The organism is Streptomyces sp. NPDC053750, from assembly GCF_044544295.1.
In the GTDB taxonomy this organism is placed as follows: domain Bacteria; phylum Actinomycetota; class Actinomycetes; order Streptomycetales; family Streptomycetaceae; genus Streptomyces.
Window position 1 is genome coordinate 609,687 of sequence record NZ_JBITXB010000003.1, and the last position, 23,577, is coordinate 633,263.

A 23,577-nucleotide genomic window follows, 5' to 3' on the forward strand; every position below is an offset into this window, starting at 1 on the left:
CTGCTCCGTGAGGTTGGGTCGGATGAGTGGGGTCGAGCGGGTGGGTCGGACGGGTGTTCTCGCCCCTGCTACGGTACCAATCCGTCCCGTGCGATACCGATCGGTATCGTCCGGCACTCATCGGTATCGTTCTTCCCTGGGAGTGGCAGATGAGAGTGACCGAGTACGTGACCTTCGACGCGGTCGGGCTCGCGGAGCTGGTGGCCAAGGGCGAGGTGGCCCCCGCCGAACTGGAAGCGGCCGCGCGCGAGGCCGCCGACGCGGTCAATCCGCGGATCAACGCCGTCGTGGAGACGTGGCCGGCCGACGACGAGCCCACCCCCGGCAGCACGCCACTGGCCGGAGTCCCGTTCCTGATCAAGGACATCGGCGTCACCATGGCCGGGAGGCGGTCGGAGCTGGGCAGCCGGCTCGCGGCCGGCAACGTCGCCGGCGCCGACTCCGCCCTGATGGCGCGCTTCCGACGGGCCGGCCTCGTGACGTTCGGGCGCACCGCCACACCGGAGCTGGCCTACAGCATCACGACGGAACCCGTGCTGTACGGCCCGACCCGCAACCCGTGGGACCCGGAGCGGAGCGCGGGCGGATCCAGCGGGGGTGCGGGCGCGGCCGTCGCCGCGGGGGTGGTCCCGATCGCCCATGCCACCGACGCGGCCGGCTCGCTGCGCATACCCGCCGCCTGCAACGGCCTCTTCGGCATGAAGCCCACCCGTGGCCGGGTCTCCATGGGACCCGACGTCGACGAGACCTTCAGCGGCCTGGCCGTGCACGGCAGCGTCAGCCGCACCGTACGCGACAGCGCGGCACTGCTCGACCGGATGCGCGGCCCGGAACCGGGCGACCCCTACTTCGCCCAGCAGCCGTCCCGGCCCTACGCGCAGGAGGTCACCCGCCACCCGGGCCCGCTGCGGATCGGTGTCCTCGGCCAGGGCTGGGGCGGACGCCGTACCAGCGCACCGGTGGCCGACGCCCTTGCTCGTACCGTGCGCCTGCTCGAATCCCTCGGCCACCGGGTGACGGAGGCCGAGGTCGAGCTGGGCGCCGACTGGGAGGAGTTCGTGCTGGCCAACGCCCGGCTGTCGACGGCGAACCTCACGGCCTCGGTCGACGAGCTGGCCGCCGCCTTCGACCGGCCCGTCGACGCCACGACCCTCGAGCCGGCGACCCTCGCCGGCTACCACTACGGACAGCGGGTCAGCGGCGCCCAGTTCGTCTCCGCGCTCGGGATCCGGAACCGGGTCGCCCGGAGCCTGGCACGGTACTTCGACACCCACGACATCCTGCTCACCCCGACCCTGCCGGAGCTGCCCATGCCCTTGGGCGCGTATGCCGAGGGCGCCGAGGCGCTGGACGGCCTCGGCTGGATCGACCGCCTCAACGACCGTTCGCCGTTCACCATGGCGTTCAACGTGGCGGGTACGCCCGCCATGTCCGTGCCCGTGACGGCCGACGCCGGGACGGGGCTCCCGATCGGTATGCAGTTCGCCGCCGGTTACGGGCTCGAAGGCCGCCTCTTCCGCCTCGCCGGACAACTCGAACAGGCAAGCCCGTGGTCGGGCCGGACCCCCACGGTGTGGGCGGGGAACCCTACGCGCGCCTGAGACAGCCCTCTCAGCCCTGTCCGCCCTGTCAGCCCTGTCCGTCCGACGCAGGCCGCCCGGCCGTCAGGGGACTCGGCAGCTCGGTCCAGATGTCCCCCGTACGGTCGGGCGTCAGCCGCATCACCGTCAACGCCTTCACCGGCAGCGACGCCCCGCACAGCGCTCGCAGGTCCCCGGTGCGCGGCAGCTCCCGTACGGCCCCCTCCAGCGCCGCGCCCAGCGCCGGACCCGAGCCCGCGACCGATGCCAGCGCGCCCCCCACCAACGACCCGAACAGCTTGCGGCGCAGTGTCGTCGCGTCGTCCGTGAGCATGCGGGCGGGCAGCCCGGGGGCCGGGAGGCCGTGGTGGGCGAGGCGGGCCGGGGAGATTCGGATGTCGGCCAGGTCGCGGTAGACCAGGCGCAGCGGATCGCCCGTCGGGGACAGAGCGACGAGGAGGTTCTGTCCGTGTGCCTCCAGCGCTACGCCCAGCTCCAGCGCGCGCAGTCCGACGGTCAGCGCGAGGCGGGCGAAGGCGGCCAGCCATGCCGGGGAGCGGGGCAGGTCGGTGGTCGCCAGCGCGGCGACCGGCACGACCCGCTCGCCGGGGGCCGCGTACACCTGCGGCGACTCGCGCAGTACGGCGGCCAGGTCGGGGGAGTGGGCGGTGGCCGCGCCCAGCGTGCGGGTCACGTGGAGCAGGCCGTCCATGCGCGCCGCCAGCGCCTCCCCGAAGGACGACAGGGTGGCCGACGCGGCGATCGAGGCGACCGAGATGTCCCGCACCGAGGACGTCAGCCGGGTGCTCAGCGCCGTCTTGACGTGCGGCCCGCCGGGCACGGCGAGCGTCCGCAGGGACATCAGCGGATGCGCGGCGAGCTGCTCGTCGCACGGCCGCTTGAGCACGTGAGCCGCCTGCCACGGATGGACCGGGAGCAGCAGCGACGCCCCGTCCCGCAGGTCCCGCGGCCACACCCCGCTCACCAGGCACTCGACCGCCGGCACCGGCACGAGGCCCAGTCCCACCACCGGGGCGTGCTCGGGTCCGTACGCGAGCTGTTCCGCCACCGAGAAGCCCGGCCGGGAGCGGCAGTTGGGATGGAACGGGTGCCCGTCGACCACCCGCCGCTCCCAGGCCCAGTCGCTGTCCGGCCACTCGTCCGGGTGATGTTCAGCTCCCGCTCTCGACAGCGCCAATGACGCCACACTGTGCCCGAGTTCGGCGGCGAACCCCGCCGAGTGCGGTACGGCGAGGTCCGTCACCAGCCGCGCCGGATCGTCGTACGGCACCTCGTCGAGCCGTACGACGCGGACGTAGGCGTCCGTGCGGTAGGGGTCGGCGGCCGGGCCGGCCAGTTGGCGCCCGTCCCCGAGGCGCAGGACGAGTCCGTCCCGGGCGGTCTCCCGGCCCGCGATCCATGGCAGCGGTTCATGGGCGAACGCACGCCACAGCCGGGACAGCACGGCCGCGCGGGCGCCGGGCAGCTCGGCCCCGTACCGGGGGACGAGCCGGGGCCGGACCGCGGCCAGTTCCTCGGCGACCTCTGCCTCGGCGGTGTCAGGACGGTGCACGTGCGGGCTCCTCGGGTACGGGGGTACGGCCCTGCTGGGGGACGACGGCCGGCATGACGACCGACATACTGATCGTCTCCACCCTTTGACAGACCGTAGGGAACGAGTGGAACGCGTGGATGTCCTGCCCCCGCCCACCGGCGCCGACGCCGCCTCTTCGGACGAAGTCGCCCGGCGCGCCGACGCCCACGCGGCCGTGCCGCTGCTGAACTGCCTGCTGCGGGAGGTCGCCGAACCCCTTCCCGCCACGGCCACCGCCACCGCCCCCGGCGATCGGCCGGTGTACCGGCTGCCCGGTGGCCGGCTGCTGCGGGTGCGCGCGGGCCGGCGGCCCGCCCAACCGGAGGTGCGCGCGGCGGACGGCGGCGGCTGGCACCGCGTCGGCCACACCGAACTGGTCAAACTGGTCGCCGAGGAACTGCGCCGGCACACCGGCCTGCCCAACCACGAGCTGCCTACCGAGATGGCCGACAGCCGGGACGTGGTGGCCGCGCTGCTGACGGCACGCGCGCGTGCCACCCCGCCCGACGACCCGTACCTGCGCTCGGAGCAGTCCCTCCTCACCGGCCACACCCACCACCCGGCCCCCAAGGCGCGCGGCGGCGGCCCGCACGCCGGCTGGCTGCCGTACGCGCCCGAGGCGCACGCCCGGTTCCCGCTGACGCTGCTCGCCGTGCGGGCGGACACGGTCGTCGAGGAGGGCGACACCGCCGCCCTGGACGCCCTGGGGGAGGCCCCGTCCGGCTACCGGCTGCTGCCGGCCCATCCCTGGCAGCTGGAGCTGACGGCGACCACCCTCGCCCCCGCCTTCGCCGACGGCCGGCTGGTCCGGCTGGGCCGGACGGCGTTCCCCGTCTGGCCGACGGCCGCCATCCGCACGGTGTACGCACCGGAACCCGACCTGTTCCTGAAGTTCAGCCTCGACGTGCGCATCACCAACGACATCCGCCGCCTGTGGCGCCACGACCTGCTGAAACTGCGCCGCACCGACACCGCGGTCACGGAGGCCTTCGCCGCGATCGGCCCCCCGGCGGTGTGGCTGGGCGACCGCGGCCACCGCACCGCCGACTTCGCCTTCGAGGAACTCGCCGTCGTCGTCCGCGACGGACTGCGCACCCACGTCGTGCCCGGCGCGACCCCGCTGCTCGCCGCCGCCCTGGTGGAGGGTTACCCGGGCAGCCCGCTCCAGGACACGCGGGACCCGGCCGCCTGGTGGGAGGCGTACCTCGCCGTCGTGATCCCGCCCGTCCTGACCGCCTTCGCCGACGACGGCGTCGTCCTCGAGGCGCACCTGCAGAACACCCTGGTCGCCGTGGACGCCGGCGGCACCCCGGTGCAGGCCCTGTTCCGGGACGCGGAGGGCGTCAAGCTGCTGCCGGACACCTCCCGGGCGGCGGGCTGGGAGCGGCTCGTGTACTGCCTGGTCGTCAACCACCTGCTGGAGATCGCCGGGGCCCTCACCGAGCACCACCCCGGATTCGACCCCTGGCCCGCCGCCCGCCACGCGCTGGCCCGCCACGACCTGCCCGAGGTCCCCGCCCTGCTCGCCGCCCCCGCCCTCCCCGCCAAGACGAACCTCCTGCTGCGCTGGACCGGCGCGGACGGCGCCGCCGCCCGCTACCGTCCGCTGCCCAACCCGCTGCTCGGACCGTGAGGGCCGGCGACCGAGTGCTCGCGTTCCCTGCGCGCTCCGCTGGTGTGGGCGAAGCGGCCCGGGGTGTTATTGAATGAGGTGTGCGGTCAGGAATCTCGGGCCCCCGTCGCACGGGTCCGAGTACGGCCCCGGCGCGGTGCCGGGGTCGGCGAGCGAGCTGAGGCAGCCGCATGGACTCGACCCCCTCCCCTTCGTCCTCGGCGCCGTTCGACCTGGTCAGCCGCGCCCTGGGGAAGTACATCCCGCGCGGCGGAGCGGAGGCCGCGACAGCCGGCCGTCAGGAGCAGATCCTCGGTGCGGTCAACCTGGACCGGGATCTGAGGATCACCCGCTGCAATCTGGACGCCCCCGTCTTCGCGGGGCTGGACGCCGTGACGGGGAGCCCCTTCGTCGACCTTCTGCCACCCGGGGACGTACCGACGGTCACCCGGCGGTTGCGGCAGGTCCTCGAGACCGGTGAGGCGCATGTCGCCCGGGTCCAGCGCCTGCGGCGCAGCGACGGGTCGGAGCTGGTGGTCTCGCTCAGCATCCTGGCCGCCGCGGCTCCCCAGGAGGGCCTGACCGTCTCCGTGATCGCCATGGCCAGGAGGCTGCACCTGTACGCCGCCGAGACCGCGATCGGCACCTCGCTGGACATCGGCGAGACCGCGCAGTCCCTGGCGCAGTCCCTGCTGGCCTGGGGGGACGTGGCCGCCGTCGACCTCGACTACGCCGTGTGGACGGGTGAGGGCATCACCGAGCACGGGCAGGGGCGCATCCGGCTGCGGCGGGCGGCCCTGGTGCCGGACCGGGCCTGGCCCGAGGGCTATGTGACTCCGGGCGACGATCTTCCCCGCGACGCGAGCCGCCTGCTGGCGCGGGCCATACGGCGGGACGACGCCCCGCAGGCCATCGTCATACCCGACCGGGAGGCGATCGAACGGGTACTCGACAGTCCGCGGCTGGTACGCGCCCTGGTGCCCGGTGACCGGTCGGTGTGCGTGGTGTGCGTACCGCTGGTCCTGGAGGGCACGCCGCCCGTCGTCCTGGGAGTGGCGGAGGTCTGGCGGCGGGCGGACCGTCCTCCTTTCGACGACGGCGAGCTGCTCGACCTCCAGGAGCTGGTGGCCCGGACCTCCCACCACGTCGACCTGGCCCGTCGCCACCAGCGCGAGCACACGCAGGTACTGGCGTTGCAGCGCCGGCTGCTGCCCCGGGCCGGCGGTGACACCGTCGAGACCGCCAGCGTCTACCAGCCCGCCACCCCCGACAGCGCGGGCGTCGGCGGTGACTGGGTGAACAGCTTCCCGCTGCCGGACGGCCGTACCGCGCTGATGGTCGGGGACGTCGTCGGGCACGGCCTGGGAGCGGCGGCGACCATGGGCCAGCTGAGCATGGAGGCCCGCGCGCTGCTGTCCGCGGGGCTGGCACCCGACGAGGTGCTGGAACACCTGGACGAGACCGTGTCGCTGCTGGACGACGCGGACTCCGGACTGGCCGCCGGCTACAGCGCCCTCGGGTCCACCTGCTGCATCGTCGTCTACGACCCGGTCAGCCACCAGGTGGCGCTGGCCAGCGCCGGCCACCTCCCCCCGGTCCTGGTACGCCCGGACGGGCGCACCGAACTGCTCGCGGTCCCTCCCCATCCGGGGCTGGGCGCCGAGTTCGCGCTGCGGGAGCCCTTCCACGTGCACACCTTCGCCGCGCCCCCGGGCTCCCTGCTCGCCCTCTACACCGACGGCCTGGTGGAGGATCCCGCCGTGCTGATCGACGAGGGCATCGGCAGGCTGGCGGACGTGGTGTCCACGGTGCACCCCTGGGACGCCCTGGAGCAGGCCGCACGGCACGTGGTCGCCGAGCTGGCTCCGGTGCGCCGGCGCGACGACGTGACCCTGCTGCTCGCGCGCATGATCGGTTACCGCAAGGGAGACACCGCGACCTGGCGACTGCCCGCCCGCGACGACGCCGCCGCCCGGGCCCGCACGCTGGTCTCCGCGCTGCTGGCGCGGTGGCGCACCAGGGACGACACCCGGGACAGCGTGGTGCTGCTGGTCAGCGAGCTGGTCACCAACGCGGTCCGCTTCGCGGCCGGGCCCATCACGGTACGGCTGATCAGGGTCGGTCACGGCCTGCTGTGCGAGGTGGGCGACACCGGCAACGGCCGGCCGCGGCTGGGCCGCACCGGACTCCTCGACGACGCCGGTCGCGGCCTGCACGTCGTGCACGGACTCACCAGCCGGTGGGGGGTGCGGTGGACGGACACCGGCAAGGTGGTCTGGGCGGAAGTCGCGCGGTAGGCACGACCCCAACGGCACCTCCTAGAGCCACTCTCCGTCCAGAGCGGTCGCCGTCAGGCCCGGAGCCGCCGCGTACAGCACGGCACGATTCCCCGGCGCCTGCCCGGCGTCGTGCGCCCGGCGCATGATGTCGAACACGGCGGCGCCGCCGCGGTTGCCGCCGGTGTAGCTGTCCCGGCTGTGGTCCAGCAGCCCCGCGGGCCATCCGGCGGGCATCGTCTGCTCCATGTACTCCAGCACCCGGGTCCCGCCGGGGTGCGCGAGCAGGACGTCGGGGTGCCAGGAGTCCGGGTCGTCCTGGTAACGGTCGCGCAGCCACTCCCACATCGCGGTGACCGTCTGCTGCACGGCGCGCGGTCCGCGCCGGTCCATCACGAAGTGGGTGCCGTCCGCCCGTGTCTCCAGGCGGTGCAGGTCCTGGGTGCCCGGCAGGGTGTGGTGCCAGGCGGCGTCCAGCCGCAGTACCGACCCGGGCCTCTGACGGCCCGTGACCACAGCGGCGACCGCGGTGTCCGCGAACAGCAACCGGACGATCAGGGACTCCAGCGTGTCGTCCGCGGGCTGGTAGGTCGTACTCAGCGCTTCGGAGATGACGACCAGGACCACCCGGTCGGGGTCCGCCGCCACGAGATCCGCCGCCAGCGCCAGGGAGCGGGTCCCGGCTATGCAGGCCCACTGGGTGGCCGGCAGCAGCATCACGTCGTCGCGGAGCGGAAGCCTGTTGGCCAGGGAGACGTCCAGACCCGGCAGCGCCGGGGTGGTGGAGTTGCTGGTGATCAGGCAGTCGACGTCCGCCGCGTCCAGTCCGGCGATCTGCAGGGCCCCGCGGGCCGCCCGCTCCCCGTACGCCTGCACGGCCGCCCAGGCAGGCGCGGTGCGCTCCTGGATGGTCTGCGGTGTGGGTATCGCCTCCAGGGCGGCGAGCACCCGGTCCACGTCAGGGTCGGTGAACCCGTCGCGGGCCAGCGCCTCTCGGGCCGGTCCGCGGCCGGCGGGCGGCAGGCCGCTCCCGTTGCCCGGGGCGACGGCGGTCTCCAGCGGCAGCATCCACCCGCGGGTCTCGATGCCGGTACTGGCCGCGATGCCGTCGATCCGCGGCGCCCACGCCGCGTGCGGGTGCCGGTCGCGTACTTCGGCCACGATCCGGCTGGTCTCCACGGCGTGCTCGCCGTGTATGACGGCGGGAGGGCACAGGTAAGCGGCCACGGTTCGCACCTTTCTCCGGTGAACAAGGAGGTGCCGGTGCGCGCGACTTCGGGCGCACCGGCAGCCGCGTCGAGCTTGTACGCCAAAGGGACATTTGCGCTGTGACCCACACAACTTGGGCGGGAATTCGGGTTCGTGACACGGCGCACACTGCTGGAGCGGCAGCTTCCGGTGTGATCCGCCGACCTCTCCCTGACGTGCCGTCAATCGGCAGCTTGGCGACTTAGTGTAGGGAAATGACTACCAAGGGTGAGTCCGAGCGAGGGTCGAGCGGCTCCGTCTTCACCGTGATCGTGGCCGCCGCGGCCAACTTCGGCGTCGCCCTGGCCAAGGCCGTCGCGGGCGTCATCAGCGGTTCCAGCGCGATGCTGTCCGAGGCCGCACACTCGGTCGCCGACACCTTCACCGAGCTCCTCCTGCTGATCGCCCTCAAGCGCAGCAAGAAGCCGGCGGACGGCGAACACCCTCTCGGACACGGTCCCGAGCGCTACATCTGGGCGCTCCTCGCTTCCGTCGCCACCTTCGTCGGTGGTGGTGTGTTCGCCGTCTACGACGGCATTCATGCTCTGACGCACAGCGAGAAACCCGGCGACCCGCTGATCTCCTACCTCGTGCTCGCGGTCGCTTTCCTGCTGGAGGCCTTCTCCCTGCGCACCGGAGTCAAGCAGGCCACCGGAAGAGCCAGACACTTCCGCGTCCCCGTGCTCCGCTATCTGCGGCGCACGCCGGACACAGCCGTCAAGGCGGTCGTCATGGAGGACACGGCCGCCCTCGTCGGCCTGGTGCTGGCCGCGCTCGGACTCCTGGGCGGCCAGCTGACCGGATCCCATGTGTGGGACGGAATCGCCTCCATCCTCATCGGCCTGCTGCTCGTCCTTGTCGCGTGGGTCCTGGGCCGGTCCAACACCGAACTCCTCATCGGCCGGGCCCTGCCCGCACCCGTACGGGACGCCGTGTCCCGGGAGCTGAGGGCCGTCCAGTACATCGAGGACGTCCTGGAGTTGACGACGATCGTGCAGGGACCGGCCGAGATCCTCATCGCCGCCAAGATCGACTTCCGCGACATCGCGACGTCGGACCAGATCGAGGCAGCCTGCGAAGAGGCCGAATCCCGCCTGCGGACCCTGATCCCGGCGGTCAAACGCGTCTACCTCGACCCGACCCCGCCCCGGAGCGCCGACTGACGACCAAGGCTCAGCCGTGGTCGGTGCCCACCCAGCTGGACTGTCACGCCCGGTTACGATTCTCAGAATGCTGACCGAAGTCACTGCGACCCGCTACATCGAGCCCCTGCGGTCCGGCGGCTCCGTGCCCGCCGTCGTCGAGGCCGACGACCTCGGCACCTACGTCCTCAAGTTCACCGGCTCCGCGCAGGGCCGCAAGGCACTGGTGGCCGAGGTGATCGTGGGGGAGCTGGCCCGGGAGCTGGGGCTGCGGGTGCCGAATTTGGTCCTCGCCCACTTCGACCCGGCGATCGCCGTCGACGAGCCGCACCAGGAGGTGCGGGGCCTGCTGGACGCCAGCGCCGGCCTCAACCTCGGCATGGACTACCTCTCGGGCGGCGCCGACTTCACGCCCGAGGTCGCCGAGGTGTTCCCGGTGGACGCGCGGGAGGCCGGCCGCGTCGTCTGGCTGGACGCGCTCACCGTGAACGTCGACCGGACCGTGCACAGCTCCAACCTCATGGTCTGGCCCACCCTCGGCACCGTCCCCCCGCGCCTGTGGCTCATCGACCACGGCGCGGCCCTCGTCTTCCACCACCGCTGGGGCGCCTCACCGCCCGAGAAGGCGTACGACTTCCGCCACCACGCCCTCGGCCACTACGCCCCCGACCTTCCGGCCGCCGACGCCGAACTGGCGCCGAAGGTGACGCGGGAGCTGCTGCGGGAGGTGGTGGACCGGGTGCCGGAGGCCTGGCTGACCTGCGAGGCCGATTTCGGCACGCCGGACGAGGTGCGCGCCGCCTACGTGGACTACCTGCACGCGCGCGTGCGGGCCTCGCGCCAGTGGCTGCCCGCCGACTTCCCGACCCGCGAGGAAATCGCCGCCGAGAACGCCGCCCGGGCGGCGCGCACGCAGCGCGGCCGGCCCGACTGGCTCAAACGCGTCCCCGACCTGCACGGCAAGCCGCCCGCCGAGCAGGACTGGTCCGTGCACCTGGGCTGACACACGTCCGCGCCCCCGGTGCCGTGCGGTACCGGGGGCGCGGCGGGGCGTGCGGCGTCAGCCCTTGAGCTGCTCGTACGCCGGCAGGGTCAGGAAGTCGGCGTAGTCCTCGTCGAGGGAGACCGTCAGCAGCAGGTCGTGGGCCTGCTGCCAGTTGCCGGCCGCGAAGGCCTCGTCGCCGATCTCGGCGCGGAGGTTGGCCAGCTCCTCGGCGGCGACCTTGCGGGCCAGCTCCGCGGTGACCTGCTCGCCGTTGTCGAGGACGACCTCCGCGTTGATCCACTGCCAGATCTGCGAACGGGAGATCTCGGCGGTGGCCGCGTCCTCCATCAGGTTGAAGATGGCGACGGCGCCGAGGCCGCGCAGCCAGGCCTCGATGTAGCGGATGCCGACCTGGACGGCGTTGACCAGACCCGCGTACGTCGGCTTGGCGTCCAGGGAGTCGATGGCGATCAGGTCGGCCGCCTTGACGTCGACGTCCTCGCGCAGGCGGTCCTTCTGGTTCGGCTTGTCGCCGAGGACCTTGTCGAAGGACTCCATGGCGATCGGGACCAGGTCGGGGTGGGCGACCCAGGAGCCGTCGAAGCCGTCGCCGGCCTCGCGGTCCTTGTCGGCGCGGACCTTCTCGAAGGCGACCTTGTTGACCTCGGCGTCCCGGCGGGACGGGATGAACGCCGCCATGCCGCCGATCGCGTGCGCACCGCGCTTGTGGCAGGTGCGGACGAGGAGTTCGGTGTACGCCCGCATGAACGGGGCCGTCATCGTCACCGCGTTGCGGTCCGGGAGGACGAACTTCTCGCCGCCGTCACGGAAGTTCTTGACGATGGAGAAGAGGTAGTCCCAGCGGCCGGCGTTCAGGCCGGAGGCGTGGTCGCGCAGTTCGTAGAGGATCTCCTCCATCTCGTACGCGGCCGTGATCGTCTCGATCAGGACGGTGGCGCGGACGGTGCCCTGCGGGATGCCGACGTAGTCCTGCGCGAAGACGAAGATCTCGTTCCAGAGGCGGGCCTCCAGGTGGGACTCGGTCTTCGGCAGGTAGAAGTACGGGCCCTTGCCGAGGTCCAGCAGACGCTGGGCGTTGTGGAAGAAGTACAGGCCGAAGTCGACCAGGGCGCCGGGGACCGGGCGGCCGTCGACCTGGAGGTGGCGCTCGTCGAGGTGCCAGCCGCGCGGGCGCATGACGACCGTCGCCAGTTCCTCGTTCGGGCGCAGGGCGTAGGACTTGCCGGTGCGCTCGTCCGTGAAGTCGATGGTGCGGGTGTAGGCCGAGGTCAGGTTGAGCTGGCCGAGGACGACGTTCTCCCAGGTCGGGGCGGAGGCGTCCTCGAAGTCCGCGAGCCAGACCTTCGCGCCCGAGTTGAGGGCGTTGATGGTCATCTTGCGGTCGGTGGGGCCGGTGATCTCGACCCGGCGGTCCTGCAGTGCGGCGGGGGCCGGGGCCACCTTCCAGGAGTCGTCCGCGCGGATCGCGGCGGTCTCCGGGAGGAAGTCGAGCGTGGAGGTGCGGGCGATCTCGGCGCGGCGTTCCGCTCGGCGGGCGAGGAGCTCGTCACGCCGGGGCGTGAACCGCCGGTGCAGCTCGGCCACGAAGGCGAGCGCCGCATCGGTGAGGACCTCCTCCTGCCGGGGCAGGGGCTCGGCGTCGACGATGGCCAGCGTGGACGGCGCTGGTGCGGACATGAGCTGTCACTTCCTTCAGCGGTGGCACCGGGTGCCAACGGGCACGTATAGGGCATAGCGCACTCGCTGTGCGGTCGAGTGCTTCTGGTCAGTGGATAGTAGTTTCCTCATCGTGGAACTTCAATGGTTTGTTGATGTCGAGATTCTCTGAGTCGAGGGACAGTGGCGCCCAGTGCCACACTCCTCACTCAAGGTGGCGCAGGTCGGCCTCGGTGTCGATGTCGTAGGCCCGTCCCACGTCCCCGCATTCGACGAGCGTGATCTCCGCCTCGTGTTCCCTCAGATAGGCGCGTGCCCCCCGGTCCCCGGTGGCAGTCGCCGAAACCCCCGCCCAGTGCGCTGCGCCGAGCAGGACGGGGTGCCCGCGCACGCCCGCGTACGCCGCCGACACGAGCGACGTCTCGTCCCGGTAGCCGGCGCGCACCCGCGCCATCGCCTCCGCGCCGATGCCGGGCTGGTCAACCAGCGAGACCAACGCCGCCTTGGCCCCGGTCGTGGCCAGTGAGGCGAGCCCGGCGCGCAGGGACGAGCCCATGCCCTGTTCCCACCCGGGGTTGTCGACGACGACGCAGCCGTCCAGCGCCGCCCGCGCCCGTACGTCCTCGGCCCGCGCCCCCAGGACGACGTGCACGCGGGCGCACCCGGCCGCACGCAACACGGCGATCGCGTGTTCGACGAGGAGGTGTCCGCGGTGTTCGAGCAGGGCCTTGGGCCGTCCGCCGAGCCTCCGCCCGCCTCCGGCGGCGAGCAGCAGCCCCGCCACCTGGTCTTCGGTGTCCGTCATGCGTCCTGCATACCGGACCGTCGGCCGAACGCTCCGGCGTGCGCGGGGTTTCGGAGGGCTGAATTTCTCTCCGCCCAGTGGCGCGCCCGGCACCGGGTGGCGTTTACTGGCCCGCGTCCCGGCGCCCGACCAGTGCCACGGGGCGCGCGGCATGTTCACAAGGCAGGGGCGCACAACGGAGTGCGAGGGGGAGGGCTGTGTTGCGGAGCTTGGGGCAGAGGCACGTGACCGTCGGCGACGAGGACGTGAGGGTGGCGGCACTGCGGACCGCGGTGTCCCGGTTGCGCCGCCAACTCGCCCTGCTGCCTGCCGACTTCCCGGACCGGGCGATAGCCGAGGACGAGCTGGCCGACCTGGCCGCGATGACCGCGCACGGGGTACCCGAGGCGCCCCGCCTGCATCGCTCGCTGTTGCTGATCGTCGGCGCGATCGGCTCCGTCAGCGCCCTGTCGAAAGGGCTGATGGAGGTCCGTCACGCCGTGGAGCTCTTCGGCGACCCCCCGCGCCGCTGAGCCCACTCGCGCGGGCGGGGATCACTGCGCGGCATGATCCGCCGGACGGGCCCTAGGCGGGCGCGTTGCCGTTCGAGGTGAGCAGGGCCTCCGACAGCTCCGCCGCCACCTGCTGGAGCAGCGGCACCATCCGGTCGGTGGCCGCCTCCGTGACCCGGCCTGCCGGGCCGGAGATGGAGATGGCCGCCGCGGTGGGGGAGTTCGGCACGGAAACGGCCAGGCAGCGGACGCCGATCTCCTGCTCGTTGTCGTCGATCGCGTAGCCCTGGCGCCGCACGTCCTCCAGTGCCGCGATGAAGCCGTCCGGTGTGGTGATCGTCTTGTCGGTCGCGGCCGGCATGCCGGTGCGGCCCAGCAGGGCCCGCACCTCGTCCGCCGGGAAGTCCGCGAGCAGCGCCTTGCCGACGCCGGTGGAGTGCGGCAGGACGCGCCGGCCGACCTCGGTGAACATGCGCATCGAGTGCTTGGACGGCACCTGGGCGACGTACACGATCTCGTCGCCGTCGAGCAGCGCCATGTTCGCCGTCTCGCCGGTCTCCTCGACCAGGCGGGCCAGGTGCGGGCGGGCCCAGGTGCCGAGCAGCCGGGAGGCGGACTCGCCGAGCCGGATCAGGCGCGGGCCCAGCGCGTACCGCCGGTTGGGCTGCTGGCGTACGTAACCGCAGGCCACGAGCGTGCGCATCAGGCGGTGGATGGTCGGCAGCGGCAGGCCGCTGCTGGCGGAGAGCTCGCTCAGGCCGACCTCGCCGCCCGCGTCCGCCATCCGTTCGAGCAGGTCGAAGGCGCGCTCCAGGGACTGGACGCCGCCTGTGGCGGACCTGGCGGAGTCGGTGGTGCTGGCGCTGGACGTCGGCACGGCACGTTCCTTTCGGGGCTGGCGGGAGGAAAGAAGCGTACCCGGCGGCCGGTTGACTACCGGCTTGTACGTAGCTACGTTCTGCTTGCTGGAATTCTAATTCCGCTTTGTGGAAACGTCCAGGGCGGGGTCGATGGGCATGCCCACCCAAAGGGTGCCTCTTGACGCCACGGAACCGGGAATGAAGACTCCTTCAACAGAACGTTGAAGTCGGAGGAGAGATGAGGGGTTCGGGTGTCCGAAGCTGAACTGGTGCTGCGCTCGACGCGCGTCGTCACCCCCGAGGGGATACGCGCCGCGTCGATCGCGGTGACCGGGGAGAAGATCACGGCGGTCCTGCCGTACGACGCCCCCGTCCCGGAAGGCGCCCGGCTGGAGGACGTCGGCGACCACGTCGTGCTGCCCGGCCTCGTCGACACCCACGTGCACGTGAACGACCCTGGGCGCACCGAGTGGGAGGGCTTCTGGACCGCCACCCGCGCCGCGGCGGCCGGCGGCATCACCACCCTCGTCGACATGCCGCTGAACTCCATCCCGCCGACCACCACGGTCGACAACCTCCGCACCAAGCGCGAGGTCGCCGCGGACAAGGCCCACATCGACGTCGGCTTCTGGGGCGGCGCACTGCCGGACAACGTCAAGGACCTGCGCCCGCTGCACGAGGCCGGGGTCTTCGGCTTCAAGGCGTTCCTGTCCCCGTCGGGCGTGGACGAGTTCCCGCACCTCGACCAGGAGCAGCTCGCCCGGTCCCTCGCGGAGATCGCCGCCTTCGACGGCCTGCTGATCGTGCACGCCGAGGACCCGCACCACCTGGCCTCGGCCCCGCAGCAGGGCGGCCCGAAGTACTCCCACTTCCTCGCCAGCCGCCCGCGCGACGCCGAGGACACCGCGATCGCGACCCTCATCGCGCAGGCGAAGCGGCTCAACGCGCGCGTGCACGTCCTCCACCTCTCCTCCAGCGACGCCCTGCCGCTGATCGCCGAGGCCCGCGCCGACGGCGTACGGATCACCGTGGAGACCTGCCCCCACTACCTCACCCTCACCGCCGAGGAAGTGCCGGACGGCGCCAGCGAGTTCAAGTGCTGCCCGCCCATCCGCGAGGCCGCCAACCAGGACCTGCTGTGGCAGGCGCTCGTCGACGGCACCATCGACTGCGTGGTCACCGACCACTCGCCGTCCACCGTCGACCTCAAGACCGACGACTTCGCCACCGCCTGGGGCGGCATCGCCGGCCTCCAGCTCAGCCTGCCGGCGATGTGGACCAAGGCCCGCGAGCGGGGCCTCGGCCTGGAGGACGTCGTGCGCTGGATGTCCACGCACACCGCCCGCCAGGTGGGACTCGACGGACGCAAGGGCGCCATCGCGGCCGGCCACGACGCCGACTTCGCCGTCCTCGCCCCCGACGAGACCTTCACCGTCGACCCGGCCGCCCTCCAGCACCGCAACCGCGTCACCGCGTACGCGGGCAAGACCCTGTACGGCGTCGTGAAGTCCACCTGGCTGCGCGGACAGCGCATCGTGGCGGACGGCGCGTTCACCGATCCGAAGGGACAGCTCCTCACCCGGACCCCCTGATCCATGTCCGGACCTGCCCCAACACTCACTCGAACGACCCCGAAAGGAACACCTGATCACCGTGACGGCCCAGCAGAACCCCTCGTTGGCCAGCTTCACCGGCGATGCGAACCCCTACGGAGGCGGTGACCCGTACGCGGACTACCGCGCCACCGACCTCCCCTTCACCCAGTACGCCAACCTCGCCGACCGGCGACTCGGCGCCGGTGTCGTCGCCGCCAACGACGAGTTCTTCGCCCAGCGCGAGAACCTGCTGGTGCCCGAGCCCGCCGAGTTCGACCCCGAGCACTTCGGGCACAAGGGCAAGGTCATGGACGGCTGGGAGACCCGCCGGCGCCGCGGCGCGTCGGCCGAGCACCCCTGGCCCACCGAGGACGACCACGACTGGGCGCTGATCCGCCTCGGCGCCCCCGGCGTGATCCGCGGCATCGTCGTCGACACCGCCCACTTCCGCGGCAACTACCCGCAGGCGGTCTCCGTGGAGGGCGCCTCGGTCGAGGGCTCCCCGTCGCCCGAGGAACTCCTCGCCGACGACGTGAAGTGGACGACCCTCGTCCCGCGCACCGCGGTCGGCGGCCACGCCGCCAACGGCTTCGCCGTCTCGGCCGAGCAGCGCTTCACCCACCTGCGCCTCAAGCAGCACCCCGACGGCGGCATCGCCCGCCTGCGCGTCCACGGCGAGGTCGTGCCCGACCCGGCGTGGCTCGCCGCCCTCGGCACCTTCGACGTGGTCGCCCTGGAGAACGGCGGCCAGGTCGAGGACGCCTCCAACCTCTTCTACTCGCCGGCCACCAACACCATCCAGCCGGGCCGCTCCCGCAAGATGGACGACGGCTGGGAGACCCGCCGCCGCCGCGACCAGGGCAACGACTGGATCAGCTACCGCCTGGTGGACCGCGTCCAGATCCGCGCGATCGAGATCGACACGGCCTACCTGAAGGGCAACTCGGCCGGCTGGGCCTCGGTGTCCGTCAAGGACGGCGAGGACGGCGAGTGGCGCGAGGTGCTCCCGCGCACCCGGATGCAGCCCGACACCAACCACCGCTTCGTCCTGCCCGACGCGGCCGTCGGCACCCACGCGCGCGTGGACATCTTCCCCGACGGCGGCATCTCCCGCCTGCGCCTGTTCGGCTCCCTGACGGAGGACGGCGCGACCCACCTGGCCGCCCGCCACCAGGAACTGGGCGGCTGACCCGCCGCTCGTGAACCCGCGGGGCGCACCGGCCGGACAGCACCGGTGCGCCCCGCGCGCATGCATGCGTACCGCCTGTACCGGCGAGCGTGTCGCCTACGCCGCGTGGCCGCCGTCCACCGCGAACTCCGCGCCGGTGACGTACGAGGCGCTCGCCAGGTACGCCACCGTGGACGCCACCTCGTCCGCCGTGCCGAAGCGGCCCAGCGCGGTCATGGCCGCCTGCCCGTCCGCGTAGGGACCGTCCGCCGGGTTCATGGCGGTGTCGATCGGCCCGGGGTGGACGATGTTCGCCGTGATCCCGCGCGGGCCCAGCTCCCTGGCCAGCGCCTTGGTCAGCCCGATCAGCGCCGACTTGCTCATCGCGTACAGCGTGCCGCCGGGGCCGGGCACGCGCTGGGTCATACAGGTCCCGACGGTGATGATCCGGCCGCCCTCCGTCATGCGGGCCGCGGCTGCCTGCGAGGCCAGGAAGACGCCCCGGACGTTCACGGCCAGCAGCCGGTCCACGTCGGCGAGCGACAGGCTCTCCAGCGGGCCGAGCAGACCGAGGCCCACGTTGTTGACCAGCACGTCGGGGCCGCCGCCGAGCGCCTGCGCCGCACGGTCCACCGCCCCCGCCGCCTCCTCGGCGTCGGCGGAGTCCGCCCGCAGGGCCACCGCCCGGCGTCCCAGGGCCTCGACGGCCCGTACGACGTCCGCGGCCGCGTCCTTGCCGTTCACGTAGGTCAGTGCCACGTCCGCGCCCTCCCGCGCCAGCCGCAGTGCGGTCGCCGCACCGATGCCCCGGCTGCCGCCGGTCACGAGGGCCGTGCGGCCGGTCAGCGGCGTGGAGGAGCGTGCGAGTGAGTTCGGGTTCGTGTCGGTGTGCGTGCTCTCGTTCGTGTTCATGCATCCATCTCAGCGGGGCGGACCGGCGCACGCTGGCGGCGAACGGACGTCGACCTGACCGATGAGTCGCCGAAGGATCCGCACGACGAAAGGCAGGCATCCGTCATGGGCAAGCTCGTGCTCGCCGCCATGGTCACCCTCGACGGGGTCCACCAGGCCCCCGGCGGGCCGCAGGAGGACACCCGCGACGGCTTCGGCCAGGGCGGCTGGACCGTCCCGTACGTGGACGAGGACTTCGGCCGGTTCGTCGACGACCTCTTCGACCGGGCCGGCGCGTTCCTCCTTGGCCGCCGCACCTACGCGATCTTCGCCTCCTACTGGCCGAGGATCACCGACCCCGCCAACCTCATCGCGTCCCGGCTGAACGCTCTGCCGAAGTACGTCGCCTCCACCACCCTCACCGACCCCGGCTGGGCGGGCACGACCGTGCTCGACGGCGACCTCGCCACGGAGGTCACCGCGCTGAAGGAGCGCACCGACGGGGAGGTCCAGGTACACGGCAGCGGAGCCCTCGCGAGGACCCTGCTGGCGCTCGGCCTCGTCGACACCGTCCACCTGTCGACCTTCCCCGTGGTGCTCGGCGCCGGGCACCGCCTCTTCGCGGAGGGTGCCCTGCCGGCCGCCTTCCGGCACTCCGGCGGGCGCGTCACGGCCGCGGGCGTCTCCATCCAGTCGTACGACCTGGCCGGGCGCCCCGAGTACGGCTCGTTCGAGCTGCCGGAGAACGCCTGACCAGGTGAACTCGCCGAAAACACATGGGACGTCCGGGGAAACTCCACGTTCTTGTCATTGACATGCCACTGTCTACGCGCGTCATCATGAGGTCATGCGATTCCCCCCACGCGTCCCCACCCGCGCCGCCCGGTTCGGCGCGGCAGCCGCAGTCCTGTCCGCCCTCCTCATGGGCGGCACCGTCTCCGCGACCACCGCGGGCGCCGCCACCGCCGCGGTCGGCGACATCTGCTACAGCGACCTGCCCTCGCAGGCGCACGACACCCTCGACCTGATCGAGCAGGGCGGCCCCTACCCCTTCGAGCAGGACGGGACCGTCTTCCAGAACCGGGAGGGCATCCTGCCCAGCCAGTCCTCCGGGTACTACCACGAGTACACGGTGATCACGCCGGGCTCCGACACGCGCGGCGCCCGCCGCATCGTCACCGGTGAGGACCACCAGGAGGACTACTACACGGCCGACCACTACGCGTCGTTCGACCTCGTCGATCACGGCTGCTGAGGGCGGCCGAACGCCGGTCCGAACGCCGGTCCGAAGGGGCCTCGGCTCACCCGGACCTCCGGCTGTCGGCGGCGGCGAACAGCGCGCCGCCGAGAGCCAGCAGCGCGACACTGGCGTACACCTCGTAACCGTCGAGGAAACCGATCCGCTGCACCAGGCCCCAGTTCCAGTCGGTGAACTCGTGCACCAGGCCCGCCACCCCCTGGATCACGGCGATCAGCCCCAGGAACTCCAGCAATTCCTTCATGCCCCGACCCTCGCCCCGCGGTCCCCCCACACACATCGGCCGCGGGGCGAGTCCTGCCCGACGGAAGGCGCCGTCGCACGCGCCGCGGCGCGCCGAAAGTCGCCGGTTCCGCGACTTTGGTCGGTGATCCCGTTCTCCGGGCCGTGCCGGACAGCATCGCTGCGTAGATTTGTCGACTGTGAACAGTGACAAGCAGGCCACGGCACCCCCGGCGTTCGCCAAGCGGCGCTGGGTGCTGCCGGCGGCGCTGGTCGAGGACCTGTACCCGGAGTCGCGGGGGCCCGGCGGGCGGACCCGGCGCACCGCGCGCGACTGGATCGTCGACTTCGCCTGCTTCCTGCTGGCGGTCACCGTCGGACTGCTGGTGACCGACGTGCTGGAGGACGAACCGAACCTCTCAGCCGCCATGGCCGTGGCCGACCAGGTGATCGGCGCCCTGTCCTGCGCCGCCGTCTGGCTCCGGCGCCGGTGGCCGGTCGGGCTGGCCGTGGCGATGGTTCCCGTCTCGCTGGTCTCGGCCACCGCGGGCGGCGCCGTCCTGGTCTCCGTGTTCACGCTCGCCGTGCACCGGCCGTTCCGGTACGTGGCCTGGATCGGCGGCGCGGGTCTCGCCGTGACGCCCCTGTTCTACTGGATGCGCCCGGAGCCGGGCCTGCCCTATCTCGCGTCGCTCTTCATCAGCGTGCTGCTCGGGGTGACGGTCATCGGCTGGGGGTCGCTCGTCCGCGCCAAGCGCCGGCTCCTGCTCAGCCTGCGCGACCGCGCCCGGCACGCCGAGGCGGAGGCACGGCTGCGGGCCGAGCAGGCGCAACGCCTGGCCCGGGAGGCCATCGCCCGGGAGATGCACGACGTCCTCGCACACCGGCTGACGCTGCTCAGCGTGCACGCGGGCGCCCTCGAGTTCCGCCCCGACGCGTCCCGGACGGAGGTGGCGCGGGCGGCCGGTGTCATCCGCGAGAGCGCGCACGAGGCCCTCCAGGACCTACGGGAGATCATCGGCGTCCTGCGGGCGGGGGAGTCCGACGACGCGGGGCGCCCCCAGCCGACGCTCGCGGCCCTCGACGCGCTGGTCGCCGAGTCCCGCGAGGCCGGCATGAAGGTCGCCCTCGCCGGCCGCGTCACCGACCCCGCCGCCGTGCCCGCCTCCGTGGGCCGCACCGCCTACCGCATCGCCCAGGAGGCGCTGACCAACGCGCGCAAGCACGCCCCCGGCACCGAGGTCACCGTCTCCCTCCAAGGAGCGCCCGGGGACGGTCTCGCCCTCTCGGTGCGCAACGCCCCGCCGGAGGGAGAGGTGCCCCACGTGCCCGGATCCGGGCAGGGCTTGATCGGGCTCACCGAGCGCGCCATGCTCGCGGGCGGCACCCTGGACCACGGTCCGACCTCCGAGGGCGGCTTCGAGGTCCGGGCGCGACTGCCGTGGGGATGAGCCGGGCGTCCGGGACCGGGCGTCACAGACCGGACGTCCGAGACCGGGCGTCCGTCGCGTCGGGGCCGAACTCGGCCTCCGGGAAGCGTGATTACGTAAGGTCATGACTGCGATCAGACTGCTCCTCGTCGATGACGACCCGCTGGTACGGGCGGGGCTGTCCTTCATGCTGGGCGGCGCCGACGACGTCGAGATCGTCGGGGAGGCCGCCGACGGCGACGCGGTCGAGGCACTCGTCGACCGCACCCGCCCGGACGTCGTCCTGATGGACATCCGGATGCCGGTGGTGGACGGGCTGACCGCCACCGAGCGGCTGCGGGGCCGCGCGGACGCCCCGCAGGTCGTCGTGCTCACCACCTTCCACGCCGACGAGCAGGTGCTGCGGGCCCTGCGCGCCGGCGCCGCCGGGTTCGTCCTCAAGGACACCCCGCCCGCCGAGATCCTCGACGCGGTGCGCAGGGTCGCCGCCGGCGATCCCGTACTGTCGCCCGCCGTGACCCGGCGGCTGATGGAGCACGCCGCCGGCACCGCCGCCGACACCAGACGCACGCGCGCGCGTGCCCGCGTGGCCTCGCTCAACGACCGTGAGCGCGAGGTCGCCGTCGCGGTCGGCCGGGGCATGGCCAACGCCGCCATCGCGTCGGAACTCTTCATGAGCGTGGCCACGGTCAAGACCCACGTCTCCCGCATCCTGGCCAAGCTCGAGCTCAACAACCGGGTGCAGGTGGCGCTGTTGGTGTACGACGCGGGGCTGCTGGACGACGAGGGGGAGGACAGGGCCTAGGTCCTGCCGTCACCCCGCCATGGACGCCGCCGCGCCCGGGATCTCCGCCAGCCGTACGGATCTGCGCTCGCGCCGGGAGATCTCGCAGGCCTCGGCGACCCGCAGGGCCTGCAGCGCCTCGCGCCCGTCGCACGGGTTGGCCCGCTCGCCGCGCACCACCTCGACGAACGCGGCCAGCTCCGCCGCGTAGGCGGGGCCGAAGCGCTCCACGAACCCCGTCCACGGCCGGTCCGCGGCCGGCGGTCCGGTCGGCTCGGTCGAGGCGATCGGCGTGCGGTCGTCCAGGCCGACGACGATCTGGTCCAGCTCCCCGGCCAGCTCCATGCGCACGTCGTACCCCGCGCCGTTCAGCCGCGTCGCGGTGACCGTGGCGAGCGTGCCGTCGTCCAGCGTGAGGAGCGCCGCGCCCGTGTCCACGTCGTCCGCCGCCCGGAACATCGGCGGCCCGGCGTCGGACCCGGCGGCGTACACGTCGGTGATCTCCCGCCCGGTCACCCAGCGCAGGACGTCGAAGTCGTGGATCAGGGTGTCCCGGTAGAGCCCGCCGGACTGCGGCAGATACGCGGCCGGCGGTGGCGCCTGGTCGCTCGTCACCGCCCGGACGGTGTGCAGCCGGCCGAGCCGCCCGGACCGTACCGCCTCCCGGGCGCCCGTGTAGCCCGCGTCGAAGCGCCGCTGGAAGCCCATCTGCAGAATCGTGCCGGCGGCCTCCACCTCGGCGATCGCCTGCAAGGTGCCGCCCAGGTCCAGCGCGATGGGCTTCTCGCAGAACACCGGCAGCCCCGAGCGCGCCGCCCGGCCGATCAGTTCGGCGTGGGCCGGCGTCGCGGTGGTGATCACCACGGCGTCCACGCCCCACCGGAAGATCTCGTCCACTCCCGGGGCCGCCGTCTCGCCCAGCCGGTGCGCCAGCTCCTGGGCCCGCGCGAGATCGGCGTCCGTGAGGATCAGCGATCCGACGTCGCGATGGCGGCTGAGCGTGTTCGCGTGGACGGTGCCGATACGGCCCGTACCGATGACCCCGATGCGCATGGAATCAAAGTGGGCTCACAGCCCGCGCGCTGTCAATGCGTATGTCCGGACAACCGAACTACACGACTTCCCGTCAACAGCGCACGGAGCTACGCTCGCCCCGTGCCGAAACCAGAAGTGGACCCGACCGTGGCGCTGGAGCTCAGCGTGGATCGCAGCAGCCCCGTGCCGCTGTACTTCCAGCTGGCCCAGCAGCTGGAGGCCGCGATCGAGCACGGCGCGCTGACCCCGGGCAGTCTGCTGGGCAACGAGATCGAGCTCGCCGCGCGGCTCGGTCTGTCCCGGCCCACCGTCCGCCAGGCCATCCAGTCGCTCGTCGACAAGGGCCTGCTCGTGCGCCGCCGCGGCGTCGGCACCCAGGTCGTGCACAGCAAGGTCAAACGTCCGCTCGAGCTCAGCAGTCTCTACGACGACCTGGAGGCGGCGGGCCAGCGCCCGGCCACGAAGGTCCTGGTCAACACCGTCGTGCCCGCGACCGCCGAGGTCGCCGCCGCGCTCGGCGTGGCCGAGGAGAGCGATGTGCACCGGGTGGAACGGCTGCGGCTGACTCACGGGGAGCCGATGGCGTACCTGTGCAACTACCTGCCGCCCGGTCTCGTCGACCTGGACACCGGACAGCTGGAGGCCACGGGCCTGTACCGGCTGATGCGCGCCGCCGGGATCACCCTGCACAGCGCCCGCCAGTCCATCGGCGCCCGCGCCGCCACCGCCGACGAGGCCGAGCGGCTCGGAGAGGACGAGGGCGCCCCGCTGCTCACCATGCAGCGCACCACGTTCGACGACACGGGGCGCGCGGTCGAGTTCGGCACGCACACGTACCGGCCGTCCCGCTACTCCTTCGAGTTCCAGCTGCTCGTACGGTCCTGATCCGGGCCGTGGTGGCGCCGTGCCGTTCGCCGTGCGAGG

Annotated in this window: 21 protein-coding genes; 13 read left to right on the forward strand and 8 right to left on the reverse strand. The window is 72.8% G+C overall.

The window, feature by feature from the left end; translation table 11 throughout:
• Nucleotides 1-149: 149 nt before the first annotated feature.
• Complete coding sequence (locus tag ACIGO6_RS12120; protein WP_399874697.1) at nt 150-1,601, forward strand: amidase; 1,452 nt, start codon at nt 150-152, stop codon at nt 1,599-1,601.
• 28 nt (nt 1,602-1,629) lie between these two features.
• Here ACIGO6_RS12120 and ACIGO6_RS12125 read toward each other — a convergent pair whose 3' ends face one another.
• Nucleotides 1,630-3,153 (reverse strand): IucA/IucC family protein, encoded by a 1,524-nt coding sequence (locus ACIGO6_RS12125; protein ID WP_399874699.1) that lies wholly within the window; start codon nt 3,151-3,153, stop codon nt 1,630-1,632.
• Between the two features lie 106 nt (nt 3,154-3,259).
• On the opposite strand from ACIGO6_RS12125, the gene ACIGO6_RS12130 reads away from it, so the two are divergent.
• Both ACIGO6_RS12130 and ACIGO6_RS12135 read left to right on the forward strand, forming a co-directional pair.
• On the forward strand, nt 3,260-4,807 hold the full coding sequence (locus ACIGO6_RS12130) for an IucA/IucC family protein (RefSeq protein WP_399874701.1): 1,548 nt from the start codon (nt 3,260-3,262) through the stop codon (nt 4,805-4,807).
• 170 nt (nt 4,808-4,977) lie between these two features.
• Nucleotides 4,978-7,083 carry a SpoIIE family protein phosphatase gene (locus ACIGO6_RS12135; protein WP_399874703.1) on the forward strand — a complete coding sequence of 702 codons (2,106 nt, stop codon included), beginning with the start codon at nt 4,978-4,980 and terminating at the stop codon, nt 7,081-7,083.
• A 21-nt stretch (nt 7,084-7,104) separates the two neighbouring features.
• On the opposite strand, the gene ACIGO6_RS12140 is transcribed toward ACIGO6_RS12135, so the two are convergent.
• Nucleotides 7,105-8,289 carry a type III polyketide synthase gene (locus tag ACIGO6_RS12140; protein ID WP_399874705.1) on the reverse strand — a complete coding sequence of 395 codons (1,185 nt, stop codon included), beginning with the start codon at nt 8,287-8,289 and terminating at the stop codon, nt 7,105-7,107.
• A gap of 236 nt (nt 8,290-8,525) precedes the next feature.
• Between ACIGO6_RS12140 and ACIGO6_RS12145 the strand changes: the two genes are divergently transcribed.
• Complete coding sequence (locus tag ACIGO6_RS12145; RefSeq protein WP_399874706.1) at nt 8,526-9,473, forward strand: cation diffusion facilitator family transporter; 948 nt, start codon at nt 8,526-8,528, stop codon at nt 9,471-9,473.
• A gap of 67 nt (nt 9,474-9,540) precedes the next feature.
• Complete coding sequence (locus tag ACIGO6_RS12150; protein WP_399874708.1) at nt 9,541-10,455, forward strand: HipA family kinase; 915 nt, start codon at nt 9,541-9,543, stop codon at nt 10,453-10,455.
• A gap of 57 nt (nt 10,456-10,512) precedes the next feature.
• On the opposite strand, the gene aceB is transcribed toward ACIGO6_RS12150, so the two are convergent.
• Nucleotides 10,513-12,135, reverse strand: coding sequence for a malate synthase A (gene aceB / locus ACIGO6_RS12155; RefSeq protein ID WP_399874710.1), 1,623 nt, complete (start codon nt 12,133-12,135; stop codon nt 10,513-10,515).
• A gap of 184 nt (nt 12,136-12,319) precedes the next feature.
• Nucleotides 12,320-12,919, reverse strand: coding sequence for an NTP transferase domain-containing protein (locus ACIGO6_RS12160; protein ID WP_399874712.1), 600 nt, complete (start codon nt 12,917-12,919; stop codon nt 12,320-12,322).
• Nucleotides 12,920-13,116: 197 nt separating this feature from the next.
• On the opposite strand from ACIGO6_RS12160, the gene ACIGO6_RS12165 reads away from it, so the two are divergent.
• The gene (locus ACIGO6_RS12165; RefSeq protein WP_399874714.1) at nt 13,117-13,431 is read left to right on the forward strand and encodes a DUF5955 family protein; all 315 of its coding nucleotides are present in this window, start codon (nt 13,117-13,119) and stop codon (nt 13,429-13,431) included.
• Nucleotides 13,432-13,483: 52 nt separating this feature from the next.
• Here the strand turns inward: ACIGO6_RS12165 and allR are convergent, their stop codons facing one another.
• Complete coding sequence (allR, locus tag ACIGO6_RS12170; RefSeq protein WP_399874716.1) at nt 13,484-14,287, reverse strand: allantoin degradation transcriptional regulator AllR; 804 nt, start codon at nt 14,285-14,287, stop codon at nt 13,484-13,486.
• A 234-nt stretch (nt 14,288-14,521) separates the two neighbouring features.
• Here allR and allB point away from each other — a divergent pair, with 234 nt between their 5' ends.
• Nucleotides 14,522-15,862, forward strand: a complete 1,341-nt coding sequence (gene allB, locus ACIGO6_RS12175; protein WP_399874718.1) for an allantoinase AllB — start codon at nt 14,522-14,524, stop codon at nt 15,860-15,862.
• A 61-nt stretch (nt 15,863-15,923) separates the two neighbouring features.
• Nucleotides 15,924-17,054, forward strand: a complete 1,131-nt coding sequence (gene alc, locus ACIGO6_RS12180; RefSeq protein WP_399874720.1) for an allantoicase — start codon at nt 15,924-15,926, stop codon at nt 17,052-17,054.
• 96 nt (nt 17,055-17,150) lie between these two features.
• Here the strand turns inward: alc and ACIGO6_RS12185 are convergent, their stop codons facing one another.
• Nucleotides 17,151-17,945: an SDR family NAD(P)-dependent oxidoreductase gene (locus tag ACIGO6_RS12185; RefSeq protein WP_399874722.1), complete on the reverse strand. Its 795-nt coding sequence runs from the start codon at nt 17,943-17,945 to the stop codon at nt 17,151-17,153.
• 105 nt (nt 17,946-18,050) lie between these two features.
• Here ACIGO6_RS12185 and ACIGO6_RS12190 point away from each other — a divergent pair, with 105 nt between their 5' ends.
• Together ACIGO6_RS12190 and ACIGO6_RS12195 are read left to right on the forward strand one after the other, a co-directional pair.
• Nucleotides 18,051-18,677 carry a dihydrofolate reductase family protein gene (locus ACIGO6_RS12190; protein WP_399874724.1) on the forward strand — a complete coding sequence of 209 codons (627 nt, stop codon included), beginning with the start codon at nt 18,051-18,053 and terminating at the stop codon, nt 18,675-18,677.
• Between the two features lie 94 nt (nt 18,678-18,771).
• Nucleotides 18,772-19,179, forward strand: coding sequence for a ribonuclease domain-containing protein (locus ACIGO6_RS12195; protein WP_399874725.1), 408 nt, complete (start codon nt 18,772-18,774; stop codon nt 19,177-19,179).
• A gap of 46 nt (nt 19,180-19,225) precedes the next feature.
• Here ACIGO6_RS12195 and ACIGO6_RS12200 read toward each other — a convergent pair whose 3' ends face one another.
• Nucleotides 19,226-19,426, reverse strand: coding sequence for a hypothetical protein (locus ACIGO6_RS12200; RefSeq protein WP_399874727.1), 201 nt, complete (start codon nt 19,424-19,426; stop codon nt 19,226-19,228).
• 178 nt (nt 19,427-19,604) lie between these two features.
• Here ACIGO6_RS12200 and ACIGO6_RS12205 point away from each other — a divergent pair, with 178 nt between their 5' ends.
• Together ACIGO6_RS12205 and ACIGO6_RS12210 are read left to right on the forward strand one after the other, a co-directional pair.
• Nucleotides 19,605-20,855, forward strand: coding sequence for a histidine kinase (locus ACIGO6_RS12205; protein WP_399874728.1), 1,251 nt, complete (start codon nt 19,605-19,607; stop codon nt 20,853-20,855).
• Nucleotides 20,856-20,958: 103 nt separating this feature from the next.
• Complete coding sequence (locus ACIGO6_RS12210; RefSeq protein ID WP_399874730.1) at nt 20,959-21,639, forward strand: response regulator; 681 nt, start codon at nt 20,959-20,961, stop codon at nt 21,637-21,639.
• Nucleotides 21,640-21,648: 9 nt separating this feature from the next.
• On the opposite strand, the gene ACIGO6_RS12215 is transcribed toward ACIGO6_RS12210, so the two are convergent.
• The gene (locus tag ACIGO6_RS12215) at nt 21,649-22,671 is read right to left on the reverse strand and encodes a Gfo/Idh/MocA family oxidoreductase (protein WP_399874732.1); all 1,023 of its coding nucleotides are present in this window, start codon (nt 22,669-22,671) and stop codon (nt 21,649-21,651) included.
• A gap of 129 nt (nt 22,672-22,800) precedes the next feature.
• Here ACIGO6_RS12215 and ACIGO6_RS12220 point away from each other — a divergent pair, with 129 nt between their 5' ends.
• Nucleotides 22,801-23,538 (forward strand): myo-inositol degradation transcriptional regulator, encoded by a 738-nt coding sequence (locus ACIGO6_RS12220; RefSeq protein WP_399874903.1) that lies wholly within the window; start codon nt 22,801-22,803, stop codon nt 23,536-23,538.
• The last annotated feature ends 39 nt before the right edge of the window (nt 23,539-23,577 follow it).

Bases quoted from the DNA above. Each gene is read 5' to 3' on its own strand.
- aceB (WP_399874710.1), bottom strand. From the start codon at position 12,135: ATGTCCGCACCAGCGCCGTCCACGCTGGCCATCGTCGACGCCGAGCCC.
- ACIGO6_RS12195 (WP_399874725.1), top strand. From the start codon at position 18,772: ATGCGATTCCCCCCACGCGTCCCCACCCGCGCCGCCCGGTTCGGCGCG.
- ACIGO6_RS12160 (WP_399874712.1), bottom strand. From the start codon at position 12,919: ATGACGGACACCGAAGACCAGGTGGCGGGGCTGCTGCTCGCCGCCGGA.
- ACIGO6_RS12190 (WP_399874724.1), top strand. From the start codon at position 18,051: ATGGGCAAGCTCGTGCTCGCCGCCATGGTCACCCTCGACGGGGTCCAC.
- ACIGO6_RS12210 (WP_399874730.1), top strand. From the start codon at position 20,959: ATGACTGCGATCAGACTGCTCCTCGTCGATGACGACCCGCTGGTACGG.
- ACIGO6_RS12150 (WP_399874708.1), top strand. From the start codon at position 9,541: ATGCTGACCGAAGTCACTGCGACCCGCTACATCGAGCCCCTGCGGTCC.
- ACIGO6_RS12200 (WP_399874727.1), bottom strand. From the start codon at position 19,426: ATGAAGGAATTGCTGGAGTTCCTGGGGCTGATCGCCGTGATCCAGGGG.
- ACIGO6_RS12135 (WP_399874703.1), top strand. From the start codon at position 4,978: ATGGACTCGACCCCCTCCCCTTCGTCCTCGGCGCCGTTCGACCTGGTC.
- ACIGO6_RS12145 (WP_399874706.1), top strand. From the start codon at position 8,526: ATGACTACCAAGGGTGAGTCCGAGCGAGGGTCGAGCGGCTCCGTCTTC.
- ACIGO6_RS12185 (WP_399874722.1), bottom strand. From the start codon at position 17,945: ATGAACACGAACGAGAGCACGCACACCGACACGAACCCGAACTCACTC.
- ACIGO6_RS12215 (WP_399874732.1), bottom strand. From the start codon at position 22,671: ATGCGCATCGGGGTCATCGGTACGGGCCGTATCGGCACCGTCCACGCG.
- ACIGO6_RS12120 (WP_399874697.1), top strand. From the start codon at position 150: ATGAGAGTGACCGAGTACGTGACCTTCGACGCGGTCGGGCTCGCGGAG.